Below are 20,616 nucleotides of genomic sequence, written 5' to 3'. Positions count from 1 at the left end.
CTCGACGTCGATGTCCATCCGGCTCACTTGGGTTCAATGAACCTTTTGTGATTCAGTGAATCTAACAAAGGGTCCTCGAGAGCGCAACAAGATCGCGAATCGGCCTTGCGCGAGTTGTGCAGGGGCGGCCGATGCAGCAATGTCGTCGTCATGTCGACCACGAGTTCCCTGGACAGCGAGCGCCGGCGACAGGCCCTCGCGCGCCTCGTCGAAGAGCACGGGTCGGTCAGTCTCGCCGATGCGGCATCCGCGTTCGAGGTCTCGCAGATGACGGTCCGTCGCGACCTGCTCGAGCTCGAGGCGGCAGGCCTCGTGCGCCGCGTGCGCGGCGGCGCGATTCCCACTCCGGGACCGCAGCGCTTCGGCGTGCGAAGCAATCTGCAGCGTGACGCCAAGACGGTCATCGCGCGGAAGGCGGCTGGGCTCGTTCCGCGCGGCGGCGCGATCGCGATGGATGCGTCGACGACGGTCGGCGCGCTGATCGCGAGCCTCTCGGGCGACGACGGCGTGACGGTCGTGACCAACTCGTGGGAGAACTTCTCCGCCGCGCGCCGCGCCGGTTTCATGAACAGCCTGCTCACCGGCGGGGAGGCCGAGGCCTCGACGGACAGCTTCGTCGGCCCGCTCGCGTGTCGCGCGGCGGCGTCGATGAGCTACTCGACGCTCTTCACGAGTGCGAGCGGGGTGCAGTCCGACCTCGGATCGATGGACGTCTCACTCTCCGAGGCGCAAGTGAAGCAGGAGTTCGCCCGCAGCGCCGAGCGCATCGTGCTCCTGCTGGATTCCTCCAAGCTCGGCGAGCGCGACGTCGCCCGCAGCTTCGAGTGGGAGCAGATCGACCTGCTCGTGACCGAGCTCGATCCGACCGATGCGCGCCTGCGCGCCTACCGCGACGTCGTCGACGTGCGCTGACACCGTTGCACATGTGATCATTTCTTGAGATACTTCACACGAACGAACATCGTCCACGTACAGAGAGTTCCGTGATGACCGATTCCACCCCCGCTCAGCTGATCGCCCGCAGCAACCGTCTCGGCGCCGATCCCCAGAACACCAACTACGCGGGCGGCAACACGTCGGCCAAGGGCACCGCGACCGATCCCGTCACGGGTGAGCCGGTCGAGCTGCTGTGGGTGAAGGGATCCGGCGGCGACCTCGGCACGCTGAAGGAGCAGGGCCTCGCGGTGCTGCGGCTCGACCGTTTCCGGTCGCTCGTAGACGTGTATCCCGGCGTCGACCGCGAGGACGAGATGGTCGCGGCGTTCGACTACTGCCTGCACGGCAAGGGCGGTGCCGCCCCCTCGATCGACACGGCGATGCACGGCCTCGTCGATGCGGCGCACGTCGACCACCTGCATCCCGACTCGGGCATCGCGATCGCGACCGCCGCCGACGGCGAGGAGCTCACGGCGACCATCTTCGGCGACAAGGTCGTGTGGGTGCCGTGGCGCCGCCCCGGTTTCCAGCTGGGCCTGGACATCGCCGAGATCAAGGCGAAGAACCCGCAGGCGATCGGCACGATCCTCGGCGGCCACGGCATCACGGCGTGGGGCGACACGTCGGACGAAGCCGAGCAGAACTCGCTCTGGATCATCGAGACCGCGCAGCGCTACATCGACGAGCACGGCAAGGACGCCCCCTTCGGCGCACCCCGGGCCGGCTTCGCGGCCCTCTCCGAGGCCGAGCGCCACGCGAAGGCCGCCGCGCTGGCACCCACGATCCGTGGTCTCGCCTCAACCGACAAGCCGATGGTCGGCCACTTCACCGACTCCGACGTCGTGCTCGACTTCCTCGAGTCGGCGCGTGCCCCCGAGCTCGCCGAGCTGGGCACGAGCTGCCCCGACCACTTCCTGCGCACCAAGGTCAAGCCCATGCTGCTCGACCTTCCCGCGGACGCGTCGGTCGAGGATTCCATCGCGCGCCTCAAGGAGCTGCACGAGCAGTACCGCAAGGACTACCAGGCCTACTACGACGCCCATGCGTCGGCAGACTCCCCCGCGATCCGTGGTGCGGACCCGCTCATCGTGCTCGTGCCGGGTGTCGGCATGTTCTCGTACGGCGCGAACAAGCAGACGGCGCGCGTCGCGGGCGAGTTCTACGTCAACGCGATCAACGTCATGCGCGGCGCCGAGTCGCTGTCGACGTACGCTCCCATCTCGGATGCCGAGAAGTTCCGCATCGAGTACTGGGCTCTCGAAGAGGCCAAGCTGCAGCGCCTGCCCAAGCCCAAGACGCACCAGGGCCGTATCGCGTTCGTCACGGGTGCGGCATCCGGAATCGGCAAGGCGATCGCCACCCGCCTCGCCGCCGAGGGCGCGTGCGTCGTCGTCGCCGACCTCGACCTCGAGAAGGCGCAGGCCGTGGCCGCCGAGCTCGGCAACACCGATGTCGCGATCGGCGTCGCGGCGAACGTCGCCGACGCCGACGGCGTGCAGGCGGCGATCGACGCGACCGTGCTGGCGTTCGGCGGCATCGACCTCGTCGTCAACAATGCCGGCCTGTCGCTGTCGAAGCCGCTGCTGGAGACCACCGAGAAGGACTGGGACCTGCAGCACGACGTCATGGCGAAGGGCTCGTTCCTCGTCTCGAAGGCCGCCGCGAAGGCGCTCATCGACCAGGGCATGGGCGGCGACGTCATCTACATCTCGTCGAAGAACTCCGTCTTCGCCGGCCCCAACAACATCGCCTACTCCGCGACGAAGGCCGATCAGGCCCACCAGGTGCGCCTGCTCGCGGTCGAGCTCGGTGAGCACGGTGTGCGCGTCAACGGGATCAACCCCGACGGCGTCGTGCGCGGCTCGGGCATCTTCGCCAGCGGCTGGGGCGCCAACCGCGCCGCGACCTACGGCGTCGACGAGCAGGACCTCGGCCAGTTCTACGCCAACCGCACGATCCTCAAGCGCGAGGTCGTGCCCGACAACGTCGCCGACGCCGTGTACGTCCTGACCGGTCCCGAGCTCTCACGCACGACGGGCCTGCACATCCCGGTCGACTCCGGCGTCGCTGCGGCGTTCCTGCGATGAGCAGCGGAGTCCCGGTGCACGAGGTCGTCGACGGGTCGGCGAACGATCACGGACGACGCTTCGACGAGCTCAGCGACCGTTGGGAGACCTCGTGAGCGCCGGCGCTGTCGCGGCGGTCGATCTCGGGGCGACGAGCGGCCGGGTCGTGGTCGGTCGTGTCGGCAGCGACACGCTCGAGCTCACCCAGGTCGCACGGTTCCCGAACGACCCGGTGCAGACGTCCGACGGGCTGCACTGGAACATCCTCGGTCTGTACGGCAGCGCCCTGGGCGGACTGAGCGAGGCGTTCCGTCGGGATTCCGGCATCCGCAGCATCGGCGTGGACTCCTGGGCCGTCGACTACGCGCTCCTGCGCGACGGACGTCTGCTGGGCGAGCCGTTCCACTACCGCGACGGGCGTACCGGACGCGGTGTGGCGACGGTTCACGAGCGGATGCCGCACGCCGATCTCTTCGCCCGCAACGGCCTGCAGTTCCTGCCGTTCAACACGCTCTATCAGTTCGCGGCCGAGTCACGGGACGTGCTCGAGTTCGCCGACACGGCGCTGCTCGTGCCCGATCTCATCGGGTACTGGCTCACCGGCGTCGCCCGCGCCGAACTGACGAACGCCTCGACGACGGGGCTGTTGCACGACCAGCGGTGGGACGACCGGCTGCGTGCGGCAGCCGGCGTGCCGCGCGGCATCCTGCCCCCGCTCATCGCGCCCGGCGAGCACCTCGGCGCGCTCACGACCGCCGTCGCGGCGGCGGTGGGGGCACCCGAAGGCGTGCCCGTGACCGCCGTCGGCTCGCATGACACGGCCTCGGCCGTCGTCGCGGTGCCGATGCAGGCGGATGCCGCGGCCTACATCTCGTGCGGCACGTGGGGCCTCGTCGGCGTCGAGGTGGAACGGCCCGTGCTGTCGACAGAGGCGCTCGCGGCGAACTTCACGAACGAGGGTGGCGTCGACGGACGCGTGCGTCTGCTGCACAACGTCATGGGCCTGTGGGTTCTGAGCGAGACGGTGCGCACGTGGGAGCGCTCGGGCGAGCGCATCGATCTTCCGTCGCTGCTCGACGCGGCCGAAGAGGTCTCGGGCAACGTGCCCGTCTTCGACGTCAACGATCCGCGCTTCATGCCGCCCGGTGACATGCCTGCGCGGATCGACGCATGGTTCGACGAGCACGGCCTCACTCCTCCGCGCTCGCGCGCGGAGTACGCGCGGTCGATCGTCGAGTCGCTCGCGCAGGCGTTCGCCGACGCGTCGCGTGAGGCGGGTCGCATCGGCGGCGTCGACGTGCGCACGATCCACATCGTCGGGGGCGGCGCGCTCAACGAACTGCTGTGCCAGCGCACGGCCGATCGGGCGGGTCTGCCGGTGCTCGCGGGGCCCGTCGAGGCGACAGCGCTCGGCAACGTCCTCGTGCAGGCGCGTGCCGTCGGGCTCGTCTCGGGCTCGCTCGAGGCGCTGCGCGACCTCGTGGCGCGCACGCACGCGCCGCGTCGGTACGAGCCGACGCGCTGACTACTGCCCGGGATACGCCGGGTAGGGCGCTGTCCGCGTGATCGAGTTGCCGCCGGCGACGGCGGTCGCCGTCATGGTGGCCTCCCCAGCCGGGACCGCGGCGAGGCGCGAGTTCACGCTGACCGAGACGGAGGCGCCGGGCGCGACGCCGCGGAAGGTCTTGCCCCCGTATGCCGTCGTGACGACGACGTCGGCGGGCACGGCGAGCGGGTTCGTCGCCGTCACCGACAGGTGCACGCGGCCGGCGAGCGTGCGCGGCACGACCTCGATGGGGTAGCCGCCGTACGGCACGGTCGTCGTCTCGGTGGTGGTTCCACTCGTCGCGGTGATCGTGGCGACCCCGGACGGAATGGTCGCCAGGCGCGTGTTGACCGACGTCGCCACGGTCCGGCCGGGTGCCACAGCAGTGAAGGTCTGGCCGCCGTAGACGGTCGAGATGGCGATGTCGACGGGCGCCGATGAGTTATTCGTGGCCGAGATCGACAGGAACACGCTGCCCGCGAGGATCCGCGGTGTCAGCTCGACGCTCACGAGGTCCTGCGCGGCGATCTGGGCCACGACCACGTGAGATGGAGCCGCCGTCGCCGCGGCCGTGCCGGTGAGCAGCAGCGCGCAGCTCGCGGCGCCGATCGCCCCCACCATCATCGTCCGGCGCCATCGTGAAATCATCGACATCGTCTCTCCTTTGAGCGTTCGACAAGCGCTGCTTCGGTGCATCCCCAGAAGCACCCTCGGTCTCCTGCAGCTGGAGCCGAGTCAGGCAAAGCTATTGGCCGTCGCCGCCCGCTGTCAACGCCCAACGCCGACGGAAAGACAGAAACGGGTGCCGAGATCGCGGGTTCACGCGCGTGGCAGGCGGGATCGAACGCTGAAGTCGGCCGCTTGCGCTCGCCGAAGCGCTGTGACGAATTTGTCTGAGGCGCCCCTGGAAGAGCGGGGTCGAGCAGCGTGACCCGCGCGCACCGGACCGGAATGTGGCGAGGACTGGGGCAGGGACGGGACGGGACGGGATGCGGACGAGCTCGCGCACGAGAGGCCGGGGAAGACCCAAGACGAGGACGTCGGCGAAGACGCGAACGAAAACGAGGACGGTCACGCGGAGGCCGAGGAAGGCCAAAGAAGGACGCCGACGAAGACGCGAACGAAAGCTGAGGACGTGCACGAGGATGCCGACAACGGCGAACACGAGCACGAGGACACCGCCACCGCCACCGCCACCGTCACCGTCACCGTCACCGTCACCGAGGGTTATCGAGGGTTATCGAGCGCGCCGCGCCGGTCCTGATCGGCGCAGTTCCGCCCAGCGGGCACGGTTCAGCTGTTCGTCGATAGCCTGTCGAGGAGTCTTGTGGGTGAGGATGTGACGGGTCGCCATTTCAGGTGGGGGTCCCACCAGGCGGGTCCGCGGATTTCGGGGACGCCGCGTCTCATCCGGATGTGCCATCCGCTGGTGTCGAGGGTGCGGTGGTGCCACCAGCACAGGGGCACCCCGTTGCTGGTGTGTGTGGGCCCGCCCTGGGCGTGCTCGACGACATGGTGCAGTTCGCACCATTCGAAGGGGACGTGGCATCCGGGGATGACGCAGCCCCCGTCGCGGAGCCCGATCGCGCGGCGTTGGCGGCGGTTGAACACGCGTTCCTGGGTGTGGATCGACACGATCCGGTCGTTGACGCCGAGCACGACCCGCTGCACCGCCCCGGAACACGCGATGTGCCGGGCGACGGACAGGGATACCGGGTCGTTCAGGCCGCTGAGGAACGCGGCACCCCGCCCGGTGGCGAGGTCCTTTTCCCGCACGGACACCACGAGCGTGGGGGCGGCACCACCCAGGGTGGGAAGGGCGGCGGATTCGGCGGCGGCGGTCAGCATGATCGCCAACGCGTCGTGCTGCTTCTGCGTGCGGGTGCGGTCATCGGCGGTGCCCGGCAACGGTTCGTCACGATCATCCTCGTCGTGGCCGTCGAACCGTGGCCCGGTGACCGGCACCCCGTTCACTTTCGGGTTCAGCAGGGCATCGAACCCGCGCTGCAACTGCGCGGCCACCTCGGGGAGCAGGTTCCCCCGCACCGGGACGAGCCCGTCACGGCTGACCCCGAGGGTCAGCCCGCGTTTGCGCATCGCCCGCGCCTGGCCGGGTTCGGTACCGTCTTGATCCAGGAACACCGCCCACACCGTGGCATACGTGCGAAGATCTTCCGCACACGCCGGCGGGCCGCATCCGCCCCCTCACCGCGAGCGGCCGCAGCCAACTCCGCATCCGCGGCCAGGAGCGCCTGCCGCCCCGCGATACATCCCCGCAACGGGCCGGCCACCGCGACGACCCCGTCGACACCGACCTCACCCGCTACGAGCACCTCCCGCATGCCCGGCAGCTCCGCCGGGAGCAGCTCCCCCCGTACTCGGTGCGGTGCGCTGCTCGATCGCCCGCGCTGCGGAGACGATATCGGCCGCGGTGCGCTGAGACACCCGTGTCGCCCGCTGCACCAGCTCACCCTCGGACCGGCACCCCAACCGGGTGGTCAACCGGTCCGCATGCGGGACCGCATCGGAGCGTTCCCGCACCTGCCCGACCGTCTCGACCAGCACCGCCTCCACACCCCGCAACAACCGCCCCGCCGCCGCGAGCACCGCCAGCACCTCGTCATCACTCGCGACCCGCAACACGCCCTCATCGAACACGGTCTGCACCACCCCGGCCAGGGCGTCACCCAACCGGGCGAGAGTGACAGGAAGGGTGCTCATACCCCCCATTCTGGCCAGGGCCACCGACATCCAAACCCCCAGATGACACCCCGATTACAATCCGTGCACAACCCGCCCGGAGACCCCCCTGTGGAGGAAGCGATCCCCGTGCCCGTGCCCGCAGCATCCGCCCACCCCCGCCGCATCCGCCGCATCCGCCGCCCCCGCCGCATCCGCCGCCCCCGCCGCATCCGCCGCCCCCGCCGCATCCGCCGCCCCCGCGGCATCCGCCCACGACCGCGAGACCGCAACAGGCCGCCGAGACTGCGGGGCCCACCCGCTGTCTCGACCCGCCGATGCAGTCTCGCGGTCAATGGCGGGGGAGATCGACGCGACGGTCCCGGCGCCCCGGCTCAGCGGCACCCCGACGCCCCGGCGCCGCGAATGCCACTCCGCCCCTCACGCACGGCAAGGGCACCCGGCGAGCAGTCATGCTGCCGCCGGGTGCCCTGGGGGGACGACTTAGAAGTCGAAGTCGCCGATGTTGTCCGCGTCGAAGACGAAGGGGTCTCCGAGCAGCACGCTGTTGTCCGGGCCGACCTCGAACGAGCCCAGCTTGCCGGCCTCGAACGTGTCGCCCTCGGCGCCGGTGATCTCACCCGTGATGAGCGCCGCCGTCGCGAACGCGGCGAGGTAGCCGAGGTCGGCCGGGTTCCACAGCGCGAACGCCGTGACCGTGCCGTCCTCGACGTACTCGCGCATCTGGTTCGGCGTACCCAGACCGGTCAGCGCGACCTGGCCCTTGTACTCCGACGTCGACAGGTAGCGAGCGGCAGCAGCGATACCGACCGTGGTCGGCGAGACGATGCCCTTCAGCTCCGGGTACGTCTGCAGCAGCGCCGCAGTCTTGTCGAACGAGGTCTGGTCGTCGTCGTCACCGTAGGCGATCTCGACGATCTCGATGTCGGGGTAGCTCGCGGCGAGCTCCTCCTCCATCAGCTCGATCCACGCGTTCTGGTTCGTCGCGTTGGCCGACGCCGACAGAACAGCGATCTCACCCGAGCCGCCGATCTGATCCGCGATCAGCTCGGCCTGCACCTTGGCGATGCCCTCGCTCGAGGCCTGGTTGATGAACAGGTCACGGCAGTCGGGGTTGGTGTCCGAGTCGAACGTGACGACCTTCACACCGGCCGAACGCGCCTCGTCGAGGGCGTCGCAGATGGCCTCGGGGTCGTTCGCCGACACGATGAGTCCCCCAGCGCCCTGCTGAGCGGCCGTCTGGATGTACTGCACCTGCGACGTCGGCGACGCCTCGGTCGGGCCGACCTCTTCGAACGTGCCGCCGAACTCGGCCGTCGCCTCTTCCGCACCACCGGTCGAGGTGTCGAAGTACGGGTTGCCGAGGTTCTTCGGCAGCATCGTGATCGTCAGGTTCGCGTCACCGTCGCCGTTGTCGCCCCCGTCGGTCGGGGTGCCGCCGCCGTCACCGGAGCAGCCCGTCGCGACCAGGGCCACGCCGAGAGCCAGCGCGGCTACAACACCAGCACGCCGCTTGCGCTTCAATCCGAACATCATTGTTTCCTTCCTTGGTGCGAGAAGCTCTCGCGGGATTTGTGATTACTGCGTCGAGGTGCCGGCGGTCGCTCGATCAGCGACGCGTCGACCCCTTCTCTTTCCGATGGCTGCGGCACGTCTCTTGTGCACCCAGGCGAGAAGGCTCGCGGACACCACCGAGAGGATGAGCAGGACTCCGGTGATGACGTTGATGATGTCGCTCGTGACACCGGCGAGGCGCAGGGCGCTGCCGAGGGTGCCGATGAGCAGCACACCGGCGATGACGCCGTGCAGTGCACCGCGACCGCCGAAGATCGATACGCCGCCCAAAAGCACGGCAGCGATGATCTGCAACTCCATTCCCATCGCGTTGTCACCGCGGGCGTTGGAGTACAGAAGAGTGAAGTAGACGCCGGCGAATCCCGAGACCGCGCCCGACATCACGAAGAGGATGAACTTCGTGCGCCCCACGTCGATGCCCGAGAAGTGCGCCGCTTCCTTGTTGAGACCGATCGCGTACAGCGAGCGCCCGAAGGGCGTGAAGTGCAGGAGCACCGCGAACAGGATGGCCAGCACCACGAAGGGGATGATGATCATCGGAATCGGCGTGCCCGGGATGTTCGCCTTCGCGAGGTCCGTCCACTCGTCCGGGAAGTCGGTGATCGCGGTCGTGCCGAGCAGACCCACCGCGATACCGCGGAACAGCGCGAGCGTGCCGATCGTCACCGCGAGCGACGGAAGCCCGACCACGGTCACGAGAAACCCGTTGAAGGCCCCCGCCAGCGTGCCGACCAGGATCGCGAGGATCGCTGCGATGGGGAACGGCAACCCGGCCTGCGTGAGGATGCCTGTCATCACACTCGACAGACCGACGATGGATGCCACCGACAGATCGATCTCCTCGGTGATGATGATCAACGTCATCGGCAACGCGATCAGCAGAATCGGCGCGACATCACGCAGCAGATAGGTCACCGTCAGCGGGCTGTCGAAGTTGCGCACGGTCGTCATGGCGACCACGATCACGATGACCAGGAGCGCGATGATCGCGGCCTCGCGCGTGAACAGGATGCGCCGCCACGCCGGACGGGCATGCGCTTGATAGAGCCGGATCGGGGTGGTCTCCGTGGCCATGGTGCTCATCGGCCCTCCTCCCGTTGTGCGATGAGTCGTCGGTGCTGTCGGACCGCGAGGACGCGGTCGAGCACGATCGACCCGATGATGAGGATGCCGACCACAGCGCGCTGCCAGAAGTCGTCGATTCCGAGAATCGGCAGGGCGCGGTTGATGGTCAGCAGCAGGAAGGCACCGATCGCGGCGCCCCACACGGTTCCGACGCCGCCCGCGATCGCCACTCCGCCGATCACGGCGGCACCGATCGCCTGCAGTTCCCAGCCGGTCCCGGCCGCAGAGGACACGGTGCCGTAGCGCGCGGCATACAGCACACCGGCAAGCCCGGACAGGGCACCCGACACGACGAACGCCGTGATGATGCGGCGGTTGACCTTCAAGCCGTAGAGGTGGGCTGCTGCGGGGTCGGATCCGATCGCATAGAACTCGCGGCCACCGCGGATGTTGCGCAGGTACCAGGCCGCTGCGATCAGCACGATGACGGCGATGATCGTGAGGATCGGCACACCGAGGAGCTGATCGGTTCCGAGTCCGCGGAAGTCCCGCGGCAGATCCGATGCGTTGATGCGGTCACTTCCGGTCCATGCGACGTTGATGCCGCGATAGATGTACATCGTGCCGAGCGTGATCACCAGCGCCGGCACTTTGGCCCACGCCACCAGGAGGCCGTTGATCGCGCCGAGGAGTCCGCCGAGAAGGACGCCCGCGATGAACACGACGATCACCGGGATGCCTTCGAAGTCGATGAACAGTCGACCCGTGAGGTACGCGGTCAGCCCCACGACCGAGCCGACCGAGAGATCGACGCTGCGGGTGATGATGACGAAGGCCTGACCCACCGCGACCAGCAGCAGCAGCGAGGGCGTCAGCAGCAGATCGCGGAATCCGTCGTTCGAGAACAGGAAGTTCGGGTTCGCGGCGGTGGCGGCGATCACGATGACCACCAGGGCGATGCCGATTCCCGTTTCACGCGCCGTCGCGATGTGACGCACGAGCCTCGCGGCACCGCTGGTGCCGGGCTTCACCGGCGGAGGAGTTGTCAGCGTCGCGCTCATGCTGCCGCCCCCGCATCCGCGGTCGCCGCGAACATCACGGCCTCCGGTGTCGCCTCGTCGCGCGAGAACTCGCCGGTCAGGCGGCCCTCTCGCATCACCAGAACACGGTCAGCCATCCCCAGAACCTCCGGCAGCTCAGACGAGATCATCAGGATCGCCAACCCCTGCTGTGCGAGCTCGCTCAGCAGGCGGTGAACCTCGGACTTCGTTCCGACGTCGATTCCTCGCGTCGGCTCGTCCACGATCAGCACCACCGGATCCGTGGCGAGCCACTTTCCCAGCACGACTTTCTGCTGGTTGCCGCCGGACAGCGTGCCCGTCTCGGCGTCGAGCGCCGCCGTCTTCACCTCGAGGCGGCTGGCCCATGTCTTGGCCGCCTGGTTCTCCAGGCCGTTCCAGATCAGGCCCCACTTCGCGAGCTTGCCGCGGATGGCGAGCGTGATGTTGCGGGCGACTCCGTCATCGAGCACGAGCCCCTGTCGTCGGCGGTCCTCGGGCACCAACGCGATTCCGCGCGCCGTCGCGGTGCGGGGATTGCCCTTCGGGAGCGCCGCGCCCTGCAGCTTCACGGAGCCCGACTCATAGGAATCGACGCCGAAGACCGCGCGCGCGACTTCGCTGCGCCCTGCCCCCACCAAACCGGCCAGGCCCACGATCTCGCCCGCACGCAGCTGGAAAGAGATGTCGCCGAAGACGCCCTTGCGCGTCAGTCCCTCGACCTCGAGGACGACATCGCCGATCTCGGCGGGCAATTTGGGGAACAGGTCGGTGACATCGCGGCCGACCATCTGCCGAACCAGGTCGTCGACGGTCGTATCGGCGATCGCGGTCGTGTCGACGTACGAACCGTCGCGCATCACGGTGACCGTGTCGCACAGAGCGAAGACTTCGTCGAACCGGTGCGAGATGAACAGCAGCGCACGGCCCTCATCGCGAAGACTCCGCGCCACCGCGAACAGCCGCTCGACCTCGACACCGGACAGCGCCGCCGTCGGCTCGTCCATGATGAGCACCTTGGCGTCCAGTGAGATCGCCTTGGCGATCTCGATGATCTGCTGGTCGGCGATCGAGAGTCCGTCCGTCACACGGTCGGGGTCCAGGCCGACGCCCAGACGCTGGAAGATCTGCGCCGCCTCCGCGCGCATCGCTTTGCGGTCGATCCGGCCCACGGCGTTCGTCGGCTGGCGTCCCATGAAGATGTTCTCGGTCACCGACAAGTCGGGGAAGAGCGTCGGCTCCTGGTAGATCACCGCGATTCCGGCCTCTTTCGACTGCGCCGTCGAGGTGAAGTCGACCGACTTCCCGTCGAGGAGGAACTCGCCCGAATCACGTCGGTAGAGGCCCGCGATGATCTTCACGAGCGTCGACTTGCCGGCGCCGTTCTCACCGATCAGCGCATGGATCGATCCGCGATGCAGCGTCAAGCTCCCCGAACGCAGCGCCAGGACGGCGCCGAAGGACTTCACCACGCGCTCGAGGACGAGCGCGGGCTCGAGCGACAAGTTGCTCTCAGCCACGAGTTGTAGCCTCCCCCTTGAGGTCGGGACGAAAGTGAATCGATTCAGCCGGGATTTCTCCCTACTCTATTTATGTGAATCGCGTCGGTCAAGTCGACCGCCGTCCGTGATGGGATCGTGATCAGCATCTCAAGTCGAAGGAAGAGCGTGCGCGCGAGCATCCGTGACGTCGCTGAACTGGCCGGAGTCTCCGTCGGCACCGTGTCCAACGTCTTGAACCGCCCGGATGAGGTTTCCGCCACATCCGCTCGGCGCGTGACCGAGGCCATCGAGCAGCTCGGATACATACGTAACGATGCCGCGCGAAAGCTCCGGGCGGGGATCAGCACGACCGTGGGCTTCGTCGTGCTCGACGGGCAGAACCCGTTCTTCCACGATGTCGTTCGAGGCGCCGAGGATGAAGCGTCGCGACACAGCATCGCGATTCTGTACGGCAACACCGATTACGATCCCGCGCGCGAGAATCTCTATCTCGACCTGTTCGAGGAACAGCAGGTGCGCGGCCTTCTGATCGCGCCGCACGGTGATGTCCTCGCCCGGCTGGAACGCTTGCGTGCCCGCGGGATCGCCGCTGTCCTGGTCGATCGCTTCAGCGGCGACGGGCGCTTCTCCTCCGTCTCCGTCGACAGCGTGGCCGGCGGAACGATGGCCGCCGCTCATCTCATCGAGGGCGGAGGCACACGCCTCGCGTTCGTGGGCGGACCGCTGGACATGCGCCAGATGACCGATCGGCTCGCGGGAGCGCGCATCGCCGTCGAAAGCGCCCCGGCCCCCGTCGAGCTCGAGGTGATCCCGACGCAGTCGCCGACCGTCGAAGCGGGCGTGCGCGTCGGCCGCCAGATCGTCGAGCGTCCTCGCGGCGAGCGACCCGACGCGATCTTCGCCTCCAACGATCTCATCGCGCTCGGATTGCTGCAGTCGCTCGTCTCGCGCGGGCGGATGCTGGTTCCCGACGAGATCACCCTGATCGGCTTCGACGACATCTCGTTCGCCGCGGCCGCGGCGGTGCCGCTTTCGTCCGTTCGCCAACCCAGCCGGATGATCGGGCGCACCGCGTTGCGCATCCTTCTCGAAGAGGCCGCAGACCCATCGAGCATTCCCCGGCAGACGGTTATTCAGCCGGAGCTCATCGTGCGGGCGTCCAGCCGAACGTAGGCGCTGCCACATCCGGAAGGGACGCAATAGCCACCCGCCAACGCTGAAGAGCGGGGGATGCCGGTCAGAACCGTGCATCCCCGCTCTTCTGCTGCCGGCTCGCCGCCGACCGAGAATACCCGTGCGGAGTGGACTTGGTCTCGGTCATGGTGGCGGATTCTCGCCAGATCCTGATCTGCGAACAGCCTCACACGTCTCGCATCACTCCCTCACAGGGAACGCCGCGTAGCGGACGGTCTTCGCCTCGGAGACCGTCTCGCCACCGACGATGCGCGTCGCGACGATCGTCACCTGCCCGGCGGGGACTGACGCGAGCCTCGAGTTGAGCGAGGCGGCGACCGTTTTGCCGGGCTGCACGTTCGTGAATGTCTTGTTCCCGTACGGCGTCGTGATGACGACGTCTGCCTGCACCGTGGCGTTGTTCGTCGCCGAGACGGAGAGATACGTCTTGCCGCCCAGCACCCTCGGCGTCACGTCGGCGCCGAGATCGAAACCGTCCGGGCACGCCGCATCGACCGCGCTCGGGTCACTGTCCCGCGACGCGCTGACGTAGTGGCATCCCGCGGGCACCTCGACCACGAGATACGCACCCTCGCGCGTAGCCTGCGTCTCGATCCGGTCCACGAAGAGCGTGCCGTCTCCCGCACCCTCGACGGGAACGGACACGACCGCGGTCGAACCCGACGGCACCCGGAGTCCGAGATCCGTCCGGCCGTCCTCCTGCGCGTATGCCGCGCGGATCAGCCCGCGCACGGTGGGCACGCTGACATCCGCGGAGGGCAGGCCTCCCGGCTGCAGCTTGACCGAGAACTTCTCGTACCCCGGGTCGATCGACCTGATGCCGAACACACCGCGCGGGATCATGAACGCCGGCGACGACGCCCACGGGTGCGAGAACGTGGTGTTCGACTTGAGCGCGGGGTCCCACGCCTCCATGGTGGCGCCCGCGCCCAGCGCGATCATGTTCATCCAGCTGCGCTGCCCCGTCGACGTCATGAGCCCGTAGGCCGCGTCGCCCTGGTCGCCGTCGTAGAGCGCCTGCAGGAGGAAGGGCGCGCAGTACACGCTGCACTGCATGCCGCGACCCGCCAGGTACTCGCCGACGGTCTCTCGCTGATCATCGGCTGTGACACCGAACGCCTGCGCGAAGACGCTGGCGTGGACGGCGTGATGACCGGTGCGCACCTTCGCGGCATCCATCCCGTCATCGAAAGCACCCGCATCCCGATCGTAGAGATAGGTGTTCATCGCCTCGCGCATCCGGTCGGCAACCGCTGTGAAGCGCGCTGCGTCGTCGGCATGTCCGGTTGCATCGGCGATGTCGGCCATGTCTCGGTAGCTGCGATAGGCGAGGGCGTTGACGACGGTGTTGTACTGACGGAACTGGTAGCCGTCGCGCTCCCCCGCGGGCCAGTCGACGATGTCGCAGTCCGTCCGGCTGTTGCACCCGTCCGAGCCCGACGTCTTGCGGATGAGCCCCGTCTCCTCCTCGAGATACTGAGCGGGAAGCTTCGACACGAGCGCGTCGTAGTGCTCCGCGGCGAACGACTCGTCCCCCGTGGACTGCCACAGTTCGTGCGCGGCGAGGATGAGGTACATCGGCCATTCGGTCGGCCACGTGCGCCTGCTCAGCAGGTACTCGACGGAGTACTGCGCGAGGGTCGGGTCGGCATCGAGGTAGATGTGCGACTGCAGCTGGATGAACACGTCCGCCTCGTACGGTGCGCGCTCCCTCGTCCACGAGTCCCCGTAGATGTCGAAGTTCTGCGAATCGATGGTGTGTCGAGACAGCTCCCACACCGCGTCGATGGCTTCACCGTCGCCGCGGAACCGGGCATCGTCGCTCATGGGATACACGAGCGCGGCCGCCTGCAGGTTCTCCGCGGTGACCACCTCGGGAGAACCGATGATCTCGACGTAGCGGAACACCCGGAAGCCCCAGTTCTGCAGCGCTTCCCCGCGCCCCGACAGCGTGTAGTAGTCGCGGTAGTTGTTGCCGGTGCGCATCTGCCAGCGCACGGTGTTCGCGGTGGTCGTCCGATCGGTCAGCTCTTCGCCGTACCGGATCTCGACGCGCGTTCCCGCGGCGCCGTCGAGCTGAAGCCGGACTCCGCCGAGCCAGGACCGGCCGAAGTCGATGAAGTAATGACCCGGACCCTTCTCCACGATGCGCTCGGGAGCGTGGAACTCCTCGGCGAGGTTCTCGGTCGTCGACGGCGCGAGGTTCGGCAGCGTCGATCGTGCGGCTGCGCGGGACCACGAGGAGTCGTCGAACCCGGGCTCGGCGAATCCGAACGGGTACACGCGCGCGTCGAGGTTCTCGACCGGTGCCCGGAAGTACGACGTCCCGATCGATCCGCCGCTGGGATACACGTCGGATCCTCCTCGGCTCGTCCAGTCACGCCCCGTGTCGAAGACCTGTCGCGTGCCGTCCTGGTACTCGACGACGAGCTTCGCGATGAATCCCTGGCTCTGCGCCGAGTGCGCGAGCGCTCCGATGGCGTTGCGCTCCCCGGGGCGCACGAGCGACGTGACGTCGTACCCTCCGAAGCGGTTCTCATCTGCCGCCGGCTGCTGCGGCCCCGCGCCGACGAACTCTCCGTTGACCCAGACGCGGTAGACGTACTGGCGCCCCGGAGCCGTCGAGGCACCGCTGGTGAACAGGCTCGCCCACGCGACCGGCTTGTCTTCGAGTGCCGCCTCACCGCGCAGGAACGCCCATTCCTCGGTGACGCCTGCCTGTCCGGCACGAACGCAGTCCGCGGACCGCGGAACCGTCAGCTCGCCCGCGACGGCGCTGCCGCAGGGGAAGGCCGCGTCGCCGGTCGGGAAGTCGTTCTCGTACACGACCTGTCCGCGCGGACTCGTGACCCGCAGGTTGGAGAAGACGCCGACTTCCGAACCGCCGTTGCGGAATCCGATCCCGCCGACCCGGATGCCGGGGACGACACGGGAATCGACCTGTGTGCCGTTGACCGATGTCGTGAACGTGTCGCCCCGCGCCGAGATCGTGATGCGGTTGGTCGTGCCGATGCCGATCGCGGGTGACACCGTGGTGTGCGGCAGTGCGACGAATGTGCCGTTGAGCCTCGTGTGCGGCACGATGCGGGAGTTGTCTCCGCGGATCTGCCACATGAGGTTGTTCCGGGCGTCCGCGGCCCGCAGCAGGATTCCCGTCGCGGCGTTGGAGACCTTGACGTCCACTTCGAGGTCGTAGTCCGACCACGGTCCGAAGTACATGCATCCGGCGCGTTGAGCCGTCGGGATGGACAGCGCCGATCCGGTCAGGGCGCCGCAGCTGAAGTCGTTGTACCCGGTTCCCTCGAAGTCGTTCTCGTAGAGCACCGCCCCATCGGGGTCGGTCATCCGCACATCGTCGACGATGAAGGACTCGGAGCCGCCGGTGTAGAAGCCGAACCCGCCGCTGGACAGGGTCGCGTCGACCGTGGTGTCGATCAGGACGTCATCGAGGTAGGTGCGGATCACGTCGCCCTCCGCCTCGATGCGGATGTCATAGAACCTCGCGTTCGCCCCGTTCTCGATCTGCACGCCGAGCGGAACCGTCTTGAGCACGGCAGGTGACGGGTCGGCGTTGAGCTTGCGGTGCACGGCGAGCTCGTCGACGCCGTCACCTCGGAACTGCCACAGGTAGTAGTTGTTCGCGTCCGTCGCTCGGAACGCGACGGTGACGTGGCGCTGCACGAACTGCGCACGCAGAGTCAGAGAGAAGTCCGACCCCCACTTCGCGGGACCGCCCACCCACACGGTGTCCGCCGAAGACCAATCGGCCCCCGGGCCGGTGCCGAACATCGCCGTCGTCGCCCACGACGTCGCGACGCCCGCCGCATCCCACGTCATGACGCTCCAGAAGTACCGCTCCCCCTCGGCGAGGGCCGGTCCCTCATACGGGATGCCGCCGATGCGGCCCGACTCGACCCTTCCGGAATCCCACACGTCGGCGGCATCGCCCAGAAGCTGCTCGGACGACGCCACCACGATGCGGTACGCGGTCTGGGACTGCGAGGGCGCGAGGGTCCAGCGGAAGGTCGGCGCCGTGGCGGCGTCGAGGTTCATCGGTGCCGGCAGGAAGTTCGTGGAGAGATCGGATGCCGCGGGTCGGGCTTCGACCGCCGACGCGGACTGCGCCGGCACCCCCGCGAGGGTGATCGCCAGCGTCCCGACAAGGAGCGCGATGAGCGGCGCGCGAAGGAAGTCGCGCAGGCGGGTGCGGGCAGTGTTCACATGTCCTCCTTGACAGGTGTGTCGCTCGAGCTCCTCGTCGGGCGTCGAGACGGCGACATCGTGCGCTCGAATCCGTGAAACGATTCACGCGCCATGCAGACACTACCACTGCGGGCAGCATTGCGAAACGCCCGGTTCACGCCGCATTTCTCGCCGAAGGTAACGACCGGGTAACGAGCCATCCGCCAACCCTTCCCCCGGCATCCGGGCACCCCTAGCCTCAGCGGAATGACAGAACATTTGCGCATCAGGCGCTTGACCCTCACGCTGGCCTGCACAACGGGCCTCGTCCTGGCCAGTCTCCCCGCCGTCGCTCAGGCGAATGAGGCCCCGGCGGCAGCCACCGACACGATCGTCGACTCTCCGCTGACGGGGGGCATCACGACAGCCCAGAACAGCCGAGTCCCGGCGGGCGCCGCCTGGACCGAGCACTACTTCTCCTCTTCGGACGGAAGCGATGTCGAGTTGCACGCCGATGTGCTCCGACCCGTCCACCTGCCGCTCGACCAGCCCACCCCCATCATCCTGTCGGTCGGCCCGTACTTCGGGCACATCGGCCAGTCCGGCAACGACCGTCACCCCCACACCGGCCCGTCGAACCGTTTCACCGACCTCATCGAGGGCGGATCCCTCATGGAGCGCGGCTACACCGTCGTCTACGTCGACCTGCGCGGATACGGCGGCTCGACCGGCTGCATCGACTTCGCCGGGCCCGGCGAACAGGCCGACGTCGTCGCGGCCGTGGACTGGGTCGCGAACCAGGAATGGTCGACCGGAAAGGTCGGCCTGTACGGCAAGTCCTACGATGCCGTCACCGGCCTCATCGGCGCGAACCTGGAGCCCGAGGGGCTCGAGGCCGTCGTCGCTCAGGAGCCGCTGTGGAACATGTACAACTACCTGTACAGCAACGAGGTCCCTCGCTCCAACGTCACCGGCACCCCGCGCGCCTACAACTCGATCGCGTCGCTGCAGGGCATGGCCGACGACACCGACCGGTACAAGGCCAACGCGGCATACGAGATCGCGCACCCCGAGTGCCTGGCGAACAACCTGGCGGACGCGCGGGAGTCGAAGCTGGAATCGGAGTACTGGAGCGCCCGCAACCTCGCCGAGCAGGCGAAGGGCTCCACGGTTCCGCTGTTCGTCACGCAGGGCATGACCGAGGCGAACACCAAGCCCGAGGACTTCAACGAGTACCTCACCAACCACGAGGGCGTTCAGCGCGGCTGGCTCGGCCCGTGGGATCACGTGCGCGGCGGTGACCGCAACTCGGCCGGTGTCCTCGAGATGGGGCGCGAAGGCTGGTACGACGAGGTCATGCGCTTCTACGACGAGCACCTCCGGGGCATCGAGCCCGAGATCGTGGACCCCGCCTTCATGATCCAGGACAACTTCGGCACATGGCGCACGCAGGACACCTGGCCCATCGTCGACCGCACCACCGTGATCGACCTCGAGCCCGGCTCGTACGTCGACGACGACGGCCGCACCCCCGCCGCACCGGGCGCTGCGACGTTCGACATGGAGAACGCCCCGAGCCTGCTCCCCAAGGGCGACCTCGTCAAGGCCGAGAGCAGCACCTTCCAGGCCCGCAACCGCAGCGCCGTGCCGCCGCGTACCACCGAGGACGCAGACGGCTACTACTCCTGGTCGCGGCCGCTGAACGACGACACGCGCATCTCCGGCACCCCGACGATCTCGTTCGATGCCACGGGCAGCGGCAACGTGCTCGCGCGGCTGTGGGATGTCGCCCCCGACGGCACCGCGGTGATGTTCACGGAGCAGATGTCGCGGGTGTCCGACGGAACCGTCACCTTCGACTTCAAGGATGCCGACTGGACCCTGCTCGAGGGACACCAGCTCGCCGTCGGCATCGGGACCAACTACACCCGCAGCTGGCCGCGCAGCGGCTCGGGCGAGACCATCACGGTCAGCGACCCCACGCTGTCGCTGCCGCTGATGAGCGTGGAGAACGACCAGGAGACGCACGGTGCCCCCGCACCGTTCCTGACGCGCTACCTCTCGAGCTACACCAGCCGGCTGACCGGCATCGAGGGCACCTTCTCGGTGAACGCGGGTCTGGACGTCACGGCCGAGACGACGCCGCGAGCACTCGCGGGCAAGGTCTACCTGTCGGTGTCGGCGACGAACCGCGATTCGGTTCCCGTGGACCTCACGGTCTCGACCGCCTACGGCAGCAAGACGTTCACGAACGTCGCGCCGGGCACGTCGGTCGCCGTGTCGATCAACACGCGTCTGGCATCGGTGCCGGCCGGTGAGGCGACGGTCACGGTGACCGGAACCGTCGACGGCGTCTCGTTCACCGGGACCGAGACGGCTCCGTTCGGAGGGTTCCCCGTCGGCGGCTAGTCCGCCGCAGAGTGACCAGGGGCGGGGATGCCGCGTGGCTTCCCCGCCCCTGCTCGCGCGAGCAGCGCACGTCAAGCCCCTGCCCGCGACGCGTGCGCCGTCGTAGCCTCACTCCATGGACGAAGAGCGACGCGCCGAACACCAGCCCATCGAGCAGGACGCCCCGATCGGCGGCGACGAGACGACCGAAGACGAGCTCGAAGCCGACAACCCCGTCGAAGAGGACACGCTCAAGACCCTCGACCCCGACGACGCCCCCGCGTGAGGTTCACACGCCGCGCGCGACCCGCAGAAACGAGAAAGGGCCACCCAGCATTGGGTGGCCCTTTCTCGAAAGAAGTCCGGCGGTGTCCTACTCTCCCACAGGGTCCCCCCTGCAGTAC

General features: G+C 68.3%; 15 protein-coding genes and 1 pseudogene. 7 read left to right on the top strand and 9 right to left on the bottom strand.

What is annotated here, in order from left to right:
* Nucleotides 1-150 precede the first annotated feature (150 nt).
* From ACFC3F_RS06180 to ACFC3F_RS06170, 3 genes are all read left to right on the top strand, one after another.
* Nucleotides 151-912, top strand: a complete 762-nt coding sequence (locus ACFC3F_RS06180; protein WP_376127674.1) for a DeoR/GlpR family DNA-binding transcription regulator — start codon at nt 151-153, stop codon at nt 910-912.
* A gap of 74 nt (nt 913-986) precedes the next feature.
* Nucleotides 987-3,023, top strand: coding sequence for a bifunctional aldolase/short-chain dehydrogenase (locus tag ACFC3F_RS06175; RefSeq protein WP_376127672.1), 2,037 nt, complete (start codon nt 987-989; stop codon nt 3,021-3,023).
* A 91-nt stretch (nt 3,024-3,114) separates the two neighbouring features.
* Nucleotides 3,115-4,527, top strand: a complete 1,413-nt coding sequence (locus ACFC3F_RS06170; protein WP_376127670.1) for a rhamnulokinase family protein — start codon at nt 3,115-3,117, stop codon at nt 4,525-4,527.
* Here ACFC3F_RS06170 and ACFC3F_RS06165 read toward each other — a convergent pair whose 3' ends face one another.
* The gene (locus ACFC3F_RS06165) at nt 4,528-5,202 is read right to left on the bottom strand and encodes a hypothetical protein (protein ID WP_376127668.1); all 675 of its coding nucleotides are present in this window, start codon (nt 5,200-5,202) and stop codon (nt 4,528-4,530) included. It abuts the gene before it with no gap.
* A gap of 481 nt (nt 5,203-5,683) precedes the next feature.
* Here ACFC3F_RS06165 and ACFC3F_RS06160 point away from each other — a divergent pair, with 481 nt between their 5' ends.
* Nucleotides 5,684-5,812, top strand: a complete 129-nt coding sequence (locus ACFC3F_RS06160; RefSeq protein WP_376127666.1) for a hypothetical protein — start codon at nt 5,684-5,686, stop codon at nt 5,810-5,812.
* Nucleotides 5,813-5,841: 29 nt separating this feature from the next.
* On the opposite strand, the gene ACFC3F_RS06155 is transcribed toward ACFC3F_RS06160, so the two are convergent.
* From ACFC3F_RS06155 to ACFC3F_RS06125, 7 genes and pseudogenes are all read right to left on the bottom strand, one after another.
* Entirely contained in the window at nt 5,842-6,105 is a 264-nt protein-coding gene (locus tag ACFC3F_RS06155; protein ID WP_376127774.1) for an HNH endonuclease signature motif containing protein, read from the bottom strand.
* Nucleotides 6,106-6,129: 24 nt separating this feature from the next.
* Nucleotides 6,130-6,705, bottom strand: a pseudogene (locus tag ACFC3F_RS06150) (DUF222 domain-containing protein); the annotation flags it as partial.
* Nucleotides 6,706-6,864: 159 nt separating this feature from the next.
* The gene (locus ACFC3F_RS06145; protein WP_376127665.1) at nt 6,865-7,269 is read right to left on the bottom strand and encodes a hypothetical protein; all 405 of its coding nucleotides are present in this window, start codon (nt 7,267-7,269) and stop codon (nt 6,865-6,867) included.
* A 462-nt stretch (nt 7,270-7,731) separates the two neighbouring features.
* Nucleotides 7,732-8,781, bottom strand: a complete 1,050-nt coding sequence (gene rhaS / locus ACFC3F_RS06140) for a rhamnose ABC transporter substrate-binding protein (protein ID WP_376127772.1) — start codon at nt 8,779-8,781, stop codon at nt 7,732-7,734.
* A gap of 45 nt (nt 8,782-8,826) precedes the next feature.
* Nucleotides 8,827-9,906 carry an ABC transporter permease gene (locus ACFC3F_RS06135; RefSeq protein ID WP_376127663.1) on the bottom strand — a complete coding sequence of 360 codons (1,080 nt, stop codon included), beginning with the start codon at nt 9,904-9,906 and terminating at the stop codon, nt 8,827-8,829.
* Nucleotides 9,903-10,949, bottom strand: a complete 1,047-nt coding sequence (locus ACFC3F_RS06130) for an ABC transporter permease (RefSeq protein ID WP_376127661.1) — start codon at nt 10,947-10,949, stop codon at nt 9,903-9,905. Before ACFC3F_RS06130 ends, ACFC3F_RS06135 begins: the two co-directional genes overlap by 4 nt.
* Entirely contained in the window at nt 10,946-12,466 is a 1,521-nt protein-coding gene (locus tag ACFC3F_RS06125; RefSeq protein ID WP_376127659.1) for a sugar ABC transporter ATP-binding protein, read from the bottom strand. The genes ACFC3F_RS06130 and ACFC3F_RS06125 overlap by 4 nt, the downstream gene beginning before the upstream one ends.
* A 147-nt stretch (nt 12,467-12,613) precedes the next feature.
* Between ACFC3F_RS06125 and ACFC3F_RS06120 the strand changes: the two genes are divergently transcribed.
* A complete protein-coding gene (locus ACFC3F_RS06120) occupies nt 12,614-13,621 on the top strand; it encodes a LacI family DNA-binding transcriptional regulator (protein ID WP_376127657.1) in 1,008 nt (335 codons plus the stop codon).
* A 201-nt stretch (nt 13,622-13,822) separates the two neighbouring features.
* Here ACFC3F_RS06120 and ACFC3F_RS06115 read toward each other — a convergent pair whose 3' ends face one another.
* Complete coding sequence (locus tag ACFC3F_RS06115) at nt 13,823-17,863, bottom strand: family 78 glycoside hydrolase catalytic domain (RefSeq protein WP_376127655.1); 4,041 nt, start codon at nt 17,861-17,863, stop codon at nt 13,823-13,825.
* Nucleotides 17,864-18,091: 228 nt separating this feature from the next.
* Here ACFC3F_RS06115 and ACFC3F_RS06110 point away from each other — a divergent pair, with 228 nt between their 5' ends.
* Together ACFC3F_RS06110 and ACFC3F_RS06105 are read left to right on the top strand one after the other, a co-directional pair.
* Nucleotides 18,092-20,233, top strand: a complete 2,142-nt coding sequence (locus tag ACFC3F_RS06110) for a CocE/NonD family hydrolase (protein WP_376127654.1) — start codon at nt 18,092-18,094, stop codon at nt 20,231-20,233.
* Between the two features lie 115 nt (nt 20,234-20,348).
* On the top strand, nt 20,349-20,498 hold the full coding sequence (locus ACFC3F_RS06105) for a hypothetical protein (RefSeq protein WP_376127652.1): 150 nt from the start codon (nt 20,349-20,351) through the stop codon (nt 20,496-20,498).
* The last annotated feature ends 118 nt before the right edge of the window (nt 20,499-20,616 follow it).

Source organism: Microbacterium sp. NPDC055910, from assembly GCF_042271185.1.
In the GTDB taxonomy this organism is placed as follows: Bacteria; Actinomycetota; Actinomycetes; order Actinomycetales; family Microbacteriaceae; genus Microbacterium.
Note: the sequence above shows the minus strand (reverse complement) of the source record. Positions and strands in the feature narration are given on the sequence as shown.